The organism is Methanosarcina sp. WWM596, from assembly GCF_000969965.1.
Lineage (GTDB): Archaea > Halobacteriota > Methanosarcinia > Methanosarcinales > Methanosarcinaceae > Methanosarcina.
On sequence record NZ_CP009503.1, the window covers coordinates 3,723,846 to 3,735,637 of the forward strand.

General features: G+C 43.5%; 8 protein-coding genes. 5 read left to right on the top strand and 3 right to left on the bottom strand.

The features are described from left to right. Positions 1 to 7: 7 nt before the first annotated feature. Both rpiA and thsA read left to right on the top strand, forming a co-directional pair. Positions 8 to 712: a ribose 5-phosphate isomerase A gene (gene rpiA, locus MSWHS_RS16355; RefSeq protein ID WP_048128430.1), complete on the top strand. Its 705-nt coding sequence runs from the start codon at positions 8 to 10 to the stop codon at positions 710 to 712. Positions 713 to 1,099: 387 nt separating this feature from the next. Next, positions 1,100 to 2,743 carry a thermosome subunit alpha gene (thsA, locus tag MSWHS_RS16360; protein WP_048128428.1) on the top strand — a complete coding sequence of 548 codons (1,644 nt, stop codon included), beginning with the start codon at positions 1,100 to 1,102 and terminating at the stop codon, positions 2,741 to 2,743. Between the two features lie 149 nt (positions 2,744 to 2,892). On the opposite strand, the gene MSWHS_RS16365 is transcribed toward thsA, so the two are convergent. Beyond that, positions 2,893 to 3,561: a DUF2119 domain-containing protein gene (locus MSWHS_RS16365; protein WP_082088239.1), complete on the bottom strand. Its 669-nt coding sequence runs from the start codon at positions 3,559 to 3,561 to the stop codon at positions 2,893 to 2,895. 28 nt (positions 3,562 to 3,589) lie between these two features. Beyond that, positions 3,590 to 4,288 carry a S4 domain-containing protein gene (locus MSWHS_RS16370; RefSeq protein WP_048128426.1) on the bottom strand — a complete coding sequence of 233 codons (699 nt, stop codon included), beginning with the start codon at positions 4,286 to 4,288 and terminating at the stop codon, positions 3,590 to 3,592. A gap of 625 nt (positions 4,289 to 4,913) precedes the next feature. On the opposite strand from MSWHS_RS16370, the gene MSWHS_RS16375 reads away from it, so the two are divergent. Both MSWHS_RS16375 and MSWHS_RS16380 read left to right on the top strand, forming a co-directional pair. Further along, positions 4,914 to 5,870 carry a bile acid:sodium symporter family protein gene (locus MSWHS_RS16375; RefSeq protein WP_048128424.1) on the top strand — a complete coding sequence of 319 codons (957 nt, stop codon included), beginning with the start codon at positions 4,914 to 4,916 and terminating at the stop codon, positions 5,868 to 5,870. Positions 5,871 to 6,387: 517 nt separating this feature from the next. Next, positions 6,388 to 8,469 carry a M13 family metallopeptidase gene (locus MSWHS_RS16380; protein WP_048159432.1) on the top strand — a complete coding sequence of 694 codons (2,082 nt, stop codon included), beginning with the start codon at positions 6,388 to 6,390 and terminating at the stop codon, positions 8,467 to 8,469. 43 nt (positions 8,470 to 8,512) lie between these two features. Here MSWHS_RS16380 and MSWHS_RS16385 read toward each other — a convergent pair whose 3' ends face one another. Further along, complete coding sequence (locus tag MSWHS_RS16385) at positions 8,513 to 8,920, bottom strand: acyltransferase family protein (protein ID WP_369798993.1); 408 nt, start codon at positions 8,918 to 8,920, stop codon at positions 8,513 to 8,515. 551 nt (positions 8,921 to 9,471) lie between these two features. On the opposite strand from MSWHS_RS16385, the gene MSWHS_RS16390 reads away from it, so the two are divergent. Continuing rightward, entirely contained in the window at positions 9,472 to 11,628 is a 2,157-nt protein-coding gene (locus MSWHS_RS16390; protein ID WP_052722760.1) for an MEDS domain-containing protein, read from the top strand. Positions 11,629 to 11,792: the final 164 nt, after the last annotated feature.

Genomic DNA, 11,792 nt, shown 5'->3' on the forward strand with positions numbered 1-11,792 from the left:
ACATAAAATGACGGAAAGAAATACTTCTACTGATTCTCCCGAAAAACGGGCAGCTGGGATTGCTGCAGTCAGGCTTGTTAGCCCTGGAATGGTTGTTGGGCTGGGCACAGGTTCAACAGTTGCATACACTATAAAGGAACTTGGACGTTGTGTGCAGGAGGAAGGGCTCGATATCCTGGGAGTTGTTACTTCTTATCAATCTGAGATGTTGGCAATTAAAGCTGGAATTCCCCTTACTACTCTAGCCCAGCACCCTGAACTGGACATTGCCATTGACGGAGCTGACCAGATCGACTCCGAACTCCGTGCTATTAAAGGAGGAGGAGCGGCTCATACAAGGGAAAAGATCGTTTCTTTTTCTGCAAAACGGTTTGTGGTTGTAGCTGACGAGTCGAAAACGAGCATGCAGCTTGATAAAACCGTGCCTGTGGAGGTTCTGCCCTTTGCAAAAGAACTTGCAGTAAGGAAGATCCTGGAACTGGGTGGAAAACCGCAACTCAGGTCTGCTGTAAAAAAAGACGGTCCCGTAATAACGGATAACGGGAACTTTGTCCTTGATGTAGAATTTGGTCTTATAAAAGACCCGGAAGCTCTTGCTCTTCAACTGTCTGCGATTCCAGGAGTGGTTGAGCACGGTATTTTTTGCAATGTGGATGAGCTTTACATAGGAAATAAAAACGGATCTGTAAAGGTTATAGTACAGCAGAAATAAATTGGATAAGCAGGCAGAAACAAACGGGATCAAAAATGAGTTAAACAGGATCATAAACAATAAAGGCAGAAGTGCTTCTTGCAAACATTTTCCTACAGTACTCTGTGGTAAGTAGGACAGGGTACTGCCTTTTTCATCTTTATCGCATAACAGGAAGCGGAAACAGCGTCCTTTTTGTAGAATCACAGGTCTTACCGATATATTTTTATAGAAGTATTATCAGTAGTTTTCTGATCAATTACTATCTGCAAGTCAAGTAAATTGCGTAAAACAAGGTTCTCGGGTTCGATACCTGAGATAAAGTAACCGCAAGCCGGAAAACAACTTCAAATTATCAATTATTTATCCTTCAATTTATACTATGTATTTTCAGGAGGTTTTGTTCAGATGGATAAAGGTGGCCAGCCAATCTACATAATAGATCCGAGTAAGGAACAAACAAAGGGAAAAGATGTACTCAGCATGAACATTGCAGCTGCAAAAGCTGTGGCAAACATAGTTAAGAGTACGCTTGGACCCCGGGGCATGGACAAGATGCTTGTGAATCCTCTGGGGGACGTTACCATCACAAACGACGGTGCTACTATCTTACACGATATGTCCATTGAGCACCCGACAGCCAAGATGCTTGTGGAGGTTGCCCAGTCCCTGGAAAGTTCTGCAGGGGATGGGACCACAAGCGCTGTTGTGTTCTCAGGGGCCCTGCTGGAAAAAGCAGAAGACCTTATTGAAAATGGAGTACATCCGTCAGTTGTTGTCAAAGGTTACAGGTTTGCAGCAGAAAAAGCTGTTGAGATTTTAGAGGACCTGGCAATTACTGCAGGTGAGGAAGACAGAGAATTGCTTATAAAAACTGCCAGAACCTCCATCACTGGCAAAGCTTCCGAAAAATACAGCCGTTTGATTGCAGAACTCTGCGTGGATGCAGTTCTTGCCATTCATGAGGACGGAAAAGCCGACCTTAAAAACATTATCCTTACAAAAGACATCGGTGGGCTTGTTGAGAAGACGGAATTTGTAGAGGGAGTTGTAATCGACAAGGTTGCACTCGATAAAAACTTCCCTCTCAAAATTGTAAATCCCAATATCGCGCTCATTGATGCTCCTATGGAAACCGCAAAGACCGCAAACAAGGCAAAGCTTCAAATCAACAACGTAAGTGATATCGAAAATTTCGTAAAGCAAGAGGATGCGGCCCTCTTTGAGATGGCAGATTACATAATCAGAGCAGGCGCAAATGCTGTCTTCTGCTCCAAGGGTATGGATGACAAGGTCTCAGCCTACCTCCAGAGCAGGGGTATCTACGCAACTCGCAGGGTGAAGAGTGATGATATGCAGCACCTTGCTGACGCTACGGGAGGCCGGCCTGTAAGGAACATCAAGGAACTTACAGAAAAAGAACTCGGGCACGCAGGGCTCCTTGAGCAGGACAGGGATGACGATCAGGGTAAAACCTACCTCAGGGACTGCAAGGGTGCAAAATCCGTATCAATCGTTCTTCGCGGCGGGACTGAGCATGTGGTGGACAACCTGGAGCGTGCAATTGATGATGCACTTAAAGTTGTGAAATGTGTGGTTGAAGATGGCAAGGTCGTTGCCGGAGGCGGAGCTTCGGAGATGGCAGTTGCACTCTCACTCCGTTCTTATGCTTCCAGCGTAGGTGGACGGGAACAGATGGCAATCACAGCTTTTGCTGAAGCTCTTGAAGAAATCCCAAGGACAATTGCAAGAAACGCAGGCCTGGATGCCATCAACACCATCCTGAACCTCCGCGCAAAGCATGCAGAAAACAAAAATGCAGGTTTAAACATCCTGACCGGTGATGCTGAAGATATGCTTGAAAAAGGTGTTGTTGACCCTCTCAGAGTAAAGGTCAACTCCATCAAATCAGGTTCCGAAACTGCGGCAATGGTGCTTCGTGTGGACAGTATGCTCCGCGCTCAGAGTGCCTCAATGCAGGAAGTTAAACCCGAGCATATGGCAAGTACCTACGAAGGCATGTCAGCACCTGCACTTAATATGCACAGGTAAAACCTGATACTTCAGTTTAATAATTGAAAAGAAGTAACTTAGTTTATTACAGAAAAAGCTGCAGATTTTTTTCTGCGGCTCTCTTTTTTGGAAGAAATGTCACCAATTAAGGTTTATTTCTTTTTTCTCAAATTCTCAGAAGTAAGCTCTCAGATTTCCCCGTAAAAACGGCGGTAATCTTCAATAGCTTTTCTTGCCTGCTCAGGAAATTCTTTTCTCAGGTATTCAACGAACTCATCCCTTGACTCGTTTTCTTTGAGGACTTCAAGCATGCTGGCAGCAAATTCTCTTGATCGGGGATTTCCTTTTTGGATCTCAAAAGAGAGGCAAAGGGCTTCTTTTGGAAAATACTTTCTCCTAATCCAGGGAGAAACCGAACCCAGTAATACTCCTTCTTTCAGGATGCTGTAGGCAGGTACTCCGATTCTTTCCAGCCTATCTTCCCCCGCAAGTTTTTCAAAGTTTTCTCTGGAATAAGAATGGAGCTCAATATAAATTTCAGGATTCAGGGCTTCAATGGCTTCGAGTATACTTATTCCCATTACCGGATAGTAAGCAGGGTCCAGGGTTGAAGTATATTTTCCCCTGTTGACAAGAGGGATTAATGCAAGGGTGCCTTTTTCAGGAGGCTCTATTTTCAGCAGGATTTCCGTTGTGTCCTTCCACTCATCTCCATGCAGCCCTGCAGCAAAGAGGCGAACAGGTTTTCCCTGCCCATATACCCTCAGTTCGGTCTCGTTAGTGTATTTATGTGTGGGGCACGTGTCTGTACAATTGAGGTTGTCCGGAGGGGATCCAGCTTTTTCAGTAACTTTCATCTGTTTTAATCCCTTTTGGTTTTTTTCTTCAGGCTGATTCTTGTTCTTCAAGCTGATTTATTTCTTCAGACAGAAGTTTTCTTGCAACCACGTAAATCTCCTGCTTTTCGGAACTGATAACCTGCTGGACTTCAAGCCCCAGGTCTTCGATCCTGCTCAGGATTGGCTTCGGGTTTTTCTTTTTTCCTATTTTTATTACCTGGAGCAGCCTTCCCCCTTCTTTCAGGAGAGGGAGCACTCTGGCAAGGGCTTTGATTGAGTCTTCAGGTTCAAGAGTCATGTCCGAGAGAATAACATCCACGGGTTCCTCAGAGAGTTCCTTGAGAGGTATGGTAAACACATCCCCGAATATTACCTCAACGTTTTCCCGCTCATATGCAATTTTCCCAAGTTCGCTCCTGAAATCCCGGCTGAACTCTATGCCTTTTACGTGGCTTGCAATATCTGATGCAAAAAGGAGAAAACCACCTGCACTCGATCCCATGTCAAGAACTCTGTCTCCAGGTTTAAGGATCTCACTTTCTTCCTGAACAAGCCTGAGTTTGAAGTAGCCCTGTGGCTGGTCAAGGCCTTCGACAACTTCTATTATGTCATCAACTGAGACGTCTCTGGAGACTTTTGTTACCACAGTGCCGTTGACTTTAACGTTTCCTTCATGAACGGCAGTCTTGGCTCGTCCCCTGGACTTGAAATGTCCCATATCTACAAGGTATGAATCCAGTCTCATGGGGGATTGTATCGGCAGAGCCTATATATATAAGTAGCAAGTGGACTTCCGGGAAATTCTGAGTTCACTGAGTGCCCTGAACGTTTAACAGGATGGTAGTTCACTGGTATGTAGTTCACTGATATCATTATTTAAAGTCAAATCAAAGTAAAACATCGATTTTCAAAGCAATTTGAGATCTTTATATAAAATCACCGAGTGGTAGAACGTTGTCAGTTATCGAATAATTTAGTTTGGGGGATTTTTGAGAGTGTTTTGCTTTTTTTTTTAAAACGTCAAATAAATCCATGTTGTGAACGGTATGTCAAGAATTCGATGAAACGAGAAAGGTATCCTTGATTTTGGGTTGATCTTTTCCACAATGGTTTTCATACTCTCATGTTTGTTCGTAATTATATGAACAAACACGACCCGGTTTTTTCGCAAGTATAGAAACAAATCCGACTTTTCTGGTTATACATTGCAAAAAAATAAAAACTTATTAATAATATCATTTCTTTTCTTTTTATAAATGCTTAAAACCTACAAATATCGAACATGTCCTACTAAATATCAAAAAAGAGTAATTATATCTCAGTTTATTTAATGACTCAAGTGTCAATTTGAAGAGACGGTGTACTAAAAAATGCTTAAAAAATTTACGTCATTATTCCCCCTGTGGGCGATACTCCTATCTGCAGTAGCGTATGTGTATCCAGGGTATTTTGCCCCCCATAATAATCTTATTGTACCCCTCTTGAGCCTGATCATGCTCGGGATGGGAGTCACACTTTCAGTGGGCAATTTTCTTGCAGTCCTGAAAAAGCCTTATGTGGTCATTCTGGGCACCCTCATGCAGTACACCCTTATGCCTCTGGCAGCGTGGATGGTCTGTCTGGCTCTAAAGCTTCCTGTCGACCTTGCCACCGGTGTGATCCTGCTTGGCTGCTGTCCCGGCGGTACGGCTTCAAATGTTATCTGCTACCTTGCAAAAGGAGATGTTGCACTCTCGATAGTGCTCACATCTGTCTCTACCATGGTTGCCTTTCTCGCAACTCCCTTCCTTACCTGGCTCTTTATCGGGCAGACAGTGGAGGTGGACGTCATGGGCATGCTTGTTAGTGTTGTAAATATTGTTATTGTGCCTGTAGTCCTCGGACTTTCAATCAATTATTTCTTTGAAAAAAGGATAACAGCAGTCAGAGATGTCTTTCCGGCAATCTCAGCTCTCGCAATCGTTGTTATCATTGCCATAATCATAGGGGCAAACAGCGAAAACCTTGAGCAGAGTGGTCTTCTAGTCCTTGTTGCCGTGATCTTGCACAACGGGCTGGGCCTTGCAGGCGGCTACGGGGTTGCAAAAGCTTTCAAGCTTAGCGAAACAGAAGCAAGAACCCTGGCAATTGAGGTCGGAATGCAGAATTCGGGTCTCAGTGTTGCTCTTGCGATAAAACATTTTACAGCTGCTGCAGCACTTCCGGGTGCAATCTTCAGCATCTGGCACAATCTGTCCGGAGCTTTCCTTGCAGGACACTGGTCAAAAACCAGCGTACCTGATCCCGATGAAAGTGAGATGCCCAGAATTAGCGGGCATATACATTAAGAAATTGGGGTAAAACCTTGAAGGGTTTTACAAAAGTAGAAACGAGGTTGGAAAGCAGGATAAAATTCGGGAATATCACAACAGATTTCCCGGATTTTTCCTGTATTCATCTATTTTTCTATTTTGCTGCTTTTTCTTCATATTTTTGATTTCTTTTTCTGCCAATCTTCAAGATTTCAATCAAGAAATGCAAAAATTACTGGATTTCGAAACTGAATTTATTTTTAGTATAATTAATTTTAAATAATTACGGGGATAATTGTATCCTATAACGGGAGCAAACGGGACAGCGATTGAGGAATAATCGTAGGGTACGGGGATAGAGAATTGTCTGGAAGATATTGATCCCGTTCCGCATAAATGCACTTGAATGGGTATATTGATATTATCTAAATAGGACTTATGCAGTTGAACTTAAAAATCAATTGCATTTAATTCAGGATTTCTACAGAGCCCAAATAATATATTATATGCTGCAGTGTTAGAGGCTCCTTAGGATCCATAGGGGTTGGGGAGCATGAAGGGGAAGGGAGTAATATGTCTGTTCGTTTTTTGCATCGCACTAATTAACGCTTTAATTCCTGTAGTTTCTTCTTCTGAAACTTCAATGGGTAGTACGAGCACCTCGGGACACGAGAAGGCCTTTGACCCCGGAAGCATGAATCTCTCAGTAAAACCCGGAGACGATTTCTATGAGTATGCTGAAGGAGCCTGGATAAAAAACCACCCCGTGCCTGCGGACAAATCCCGATACGGCGAGTTCGAGATAGTAGAGGACAGAACCTTCGACCGCGTCAAAGGAATAGTGGAGGACGCAGCCAACAATACATCTGCCCCTGAGGGAAGCATAGAGCAGAAGATCGGTGAGTTCTACCGGGTGGGAATGGATAATACCACTCTGGAAAGGCAGAGTCTGGACCCTATCAAAGACGAGCTGAAAATGATAGACGATATCTCCAGCACCTCAGATCTCCAGGCCGTATCGACGCACATGATGGACTACGGCATGGACCCCTTTTTCTCCATGTACGCGGCACCCGACAAGAAGAATAGCAAAGTCATGATCGCTACCCTCGCCCAGGGAGGTCTGGGCCTTCCGGATAGAGATTTCTATTTCAGGCAGGACAATGAATCTATCAAGATCAGAGAGCAGTACCTGATTCACGTTGCCAGGATGTTCGTCTTCCTCGGCGATAGCCCGGAGACCGCTGAGAATAATGCCAGAACCGTGATGAGGCTAGAGACCAGGCTGGCCAACGCATCCTTCACCAACGTGGCCGACACTGATGAGGTCAAAACGTATAACAAGATGAGCCTTGAGGAGCTTCAGGCCTTTGCCCCGGGCATGAACTGGTCCTGTCTCTTTGGCGTTCTGGGCTACCCGGATGTAGTCGAGGTCAACGTCAGAAACCCGTCCTACTTCAAGGAGCTGAACATCGCCCTTCAGGACGAGAGCATAGCTGACTGGAAGACTTTCCTGCGCTGGAAGCTGATCTCAGCTACGTCCCCCTATCTCAGCTCCGACCTTGAGAAAGAGCATTTTGACTTTTATAACAGAAAGCTTAATGGCCAGCAGGAGATGAAGCCCCGATGGAAGAGAGTCCTAGATGCGGAAAATGAGGCCATAGGTGAAGCCATAGGCCGTGTCTACGTGGACAGGTATTTCGACCCGGGTTCCAGGGCCAGGATGCAGGAGATGGTATCCAATTTGAAGAAGGCTTTCAGGGAAAGGATTCAAAACCTGACATGGATGGAGCCTGAAACAAAGAAGAAAGCCCTCCTGAAGCTTGAGGCCCTGGATGTCCAGGTAGGCTACCCCGATGAGTGGCTGAATTATTCAGAGCTTGAGGTGAAGAACGATTCGTATGTCATGAATGTCTTCAGGGCCTCTAAATTTCAGTTCCACCACGGTCCCTACGGCCTGGAAAGGATAGGCAAGCCCGTAGATAGCAAGCTCTGGGAGATGAACCCCCAGGAGACTAACGCCTATGCAGACTATAATAAGAACATCATCGTCTTCCCGGCGGGCATTCTTCAGCCTCCTTTCTTCAACATGGACGCTGATGACGCAGTTAACTACGGTGCTATAGGCGCCATTATAGGACATGAGATGACTCACCACTTTGATAGCCAGGGCAGGAAGTTTGATGCCAGTGGAAATCTGACGGATTGGTGGACGCCAGAGGACTCCGATAATTTTAACAGGAGCACGGAGGTCCTGGTGGATGAGTACAACAGGTTCGAGGTTCTGCCCGGCCTGCAAGTAAACGGCAACCTTACCCTCCAGGAGAACATAGCAGACTTTGGCGGCTTGACCATGGCTTACCACGCCTATAAACTCTCATCGAAAGAGGAGCCGGAGATGGTCGATGGTTTCACCGGAGATCAGAGGTTCTTCTTAAGCTACGCCCAGATCTGGAGGGAATCGGACACAAATGAATTCCTGAGGACGCGAGTGCTAACCGATACCCACTCGCCTGCCAGGTTCAGGGTCAACGGCGTGGTCTTCAACGTGCCTGAGTTTTACAGGGCGTTCCCTAACGTAAATCCCGCGGATAAACTTTACAGGCCAGAGAGTGAGAGGCCGGTGATCTGGTAGAGTCGGAAAGTTTTCTTACTTCACTTTTTCTTTTTGCCTCACTTTACTTATTGATAACAAAGGTCTGTGAACGTTGAGTAAGCCAGAGTACAAGCTTTCGCGGTTCCCCGTAATACTTCTTCGCAATGCCATAAAAGAGAAGTTCGGTTACGAATAGGCAGCTTAGGAACCAGGGCGGAGGGTTGTAAGAGACAAGGGGGTCCAGAGCGTACAGGATTGAGTAGGTGCCATAAAGCGCACTGTTTTCGAAAAATTCAATATTCGTGACTCCCGGCTGGAAGCCCGTATCCAGCAAAAAGTAAAACAGGCAGGTAAGAAGTGCAAAGCAGAAGTAAGGCACGATAAGAGACCTGAATCTCCCCTTCACAAAACCTGAAGCAGATTCTGCATATTTTCCAAAGTCAAATAGAAATCCGGAAATGAAAAAAAAAGTGGCATGTGAAAAGAAAATCTATAAGTATCAAGCGCTATCGGTAAGCTGTGGTGAGCAAATACGACAAGTATAATCCCAATCCTTTTTTAAGTGCCAATCCAGTGAAACCTCATAGTAACCCGGAACGTAAACAGTGTTTACAATCTAATAATATTTTAGTATTTTCTATGTATGAATATATTATCAATAACTAACAAAAGTAACCTGACAACTCCCTTTGACGAAATTAACCTGGCAACATCGCCTTTAAGAAAATAGGTTAAAAATCCTCTAATATTTCCTTTAATCACATGATAAAGAGATCTTCCAGATATGCGAAAATATAATTTATACAATTTTTATGAGCAAATCATTATAAATAATTATATACATATAATTATTCTCGTGAGTCCTTTTGTGATATTGATTAATATTTATAAAATAATATTCTTTAGACTGAATATGCAATTTCATCTCCTCTAATTAGGAATGAGCCAGGCAAGGATTGAGTAAATAAGAATCATCATACATAAACTGGCACCCAGGATCAACTCATTTTTGACTTTATCCTTAAAGTCGGAGAGAAGTGGATGGAGAATCATATAAGAAATTCTGAAATTGATATTATTGGAGAGATATCCCGGGGAACACATTTTAGTCAGTTTTACCAGACAACAGAAGATTTGATGGATGTACTTATTCCCTATTTAAAAGCAGGGTTGAAAAATAACGAGCTTTGCTTATGGCTCATATCAGAATATGTAAACATGGAAGAGGCAAAAAAAGCCCTGAAAAAGGCTATTCCCGATTTCGATGTTTATCTGGGTAGAGGACAAATTGAGATTATTTCCTGCGCTGATTGGTATATAATAAATGGGATTTTCGATTCGGAGAGAGCCTTAAACGACCTGGTAGAGAGAGCAAATAAGTCGTCGGCAGGTGGCTATAACGGCCTGAGATTAATTAAGGACATTTTCTGGCTGGAAGAGGAAAACTGGGACGATCTCGTTGATTATGAGAGAAGACTGGATTCTGTTATGGACAAATGCCCAATAATAGCGCTATGCACTTATTCCCTCGAGATGTGCAGTGCAACCGATATAATAGATATTTTTGCAAATCATCAATTCGTTTTGTCCAGAAAAAAAGGAAAATGGGAAAAAAAGGAATATTTAGGAAAGAAAAACATTACTGAGTGCAGACGAACTGAGCAGAAACTGCAGGAGAGAGAGAAACGCTACAGGATGCTTTTCACAAACATGACTGATGGTTTCGGGCTTGTAGAAGTCATGTATAACAACGAGAATAAACCTCATGATTATCGTTACCTTGAGGTAAATCCTGCTTTTGAGTCTTATTTGGGTGTAAAAAAGGAACATATGTTAGGGAACACTATGCTGAAAACATTTCCTTATGTGAACCCAAAAGCCATTGAAAGGTACAGTGATGCTGCACTTTCTGGTCAGCCAATTAACTTTGAGATTTTTAGCCATGTGGCGAATAAATACCTCGATATTTATGTATTCAGTCCCGAGAAAGGAAAGTTAGCGCTGATTCTTCGAGATATTACTGAACGCAAAGAAGCTGAAGCTAAGCTGAAAGAAACTCTTGACAACCTGGAAAACTTAGTGAAAGAACGGACAATAAAGCTTGATAAGGCTTATAGGTCGTTGAAAGAAAGTGAAAAAAGTCTTGCAGAAGCTCAAAAAATGGCTCATGTCGGACACTGGGAGTGGACTATCGCAACTGATGAATCATACTGGTCTGATGAGCTTTATCGTATTTTCGGACGTAGCCATCAGGAATTACATCCAACTTATCAGGAATTTTTGAGTTATGTACATCCCGCTGATCTAGATCATGTCAATAATGCTGCTGAGAAAGCCATGAATGGAAAACCTTACAGTATTGATTACAGAATCTTACCGGCTAAGGGGGAAGAACGCACAGTCCATATGGAATCTCAGGTTATTTTTGACGAGCAGAATGTCCCTGCCCGAATAAAGGGAATAGTTCAGGACATCACCGAGCGAAAAAAAGCTGAAGAAGCCCTGCAAAAAATAGAAAAAATCCGCATAAAAGAAATTCACCACAGGATTAAGAATAATCTACAGGTGATTTCATCCTTACTTGACCTTCAGGCTGAAACTTTCTCTAAAAATAAGGTCTGTAAGACTCCTGAGGTCGTGGAGGCTTTTATGGAAAGCCAGAGCCGCGTAATTTCCATGGCTCTCATTCATGAAGAGCTATATAGAGGGGATAAAATCGACAGTCTCGATTTTGCAGCTTATCTCAGGAAGCTGACTGCAGACCTTTTCAGGTCATACAAACCTGGAAATAAATATATCAGTTTAGAGCTGGACCTTGAGCAGGTTTTTCTTGGCATGGATACCGCAATACCCCTCGGCATCATAGTAAACGAGCTGGTCTCAAACGCTTTTAAACATGCTTTTCCTCATAGAAGGGAAAACAAAATCCAGATAAACCTTCACAAAACTGAGACTTCTGCCGCCAGAAAGGATATTTTTGGCCAAGATAAGGACTGCGGGAAAATAAACGGTTTTCATTACACACTCGAAGTTTCGGATAACGGTAAAGGAATACCTGAAGAGATCTATATCGAGAACTCGGATTCTCTTGGACTTCAGTTAGTAAATATTCTTGTTGAACAGATAGACGGCTGTATAAATCTTGAAAGAGGGAAGGGAACAAAATTCACTATCTTATTTAACGATATAGAAGTATGAGCTGCCCTAATTGCGTCTCGCCCGAATTACACTTTGGGATCGCAGGAAATCGGAGATTTTCTGGGAGTTGCGATGTAATCGCAACAGTATGCGGTCTGTTTCGTTTTGCTCAAGCGGACTAATTTTTGGATATCACTGATTGAGAATAGACCCAATTCTAAAGA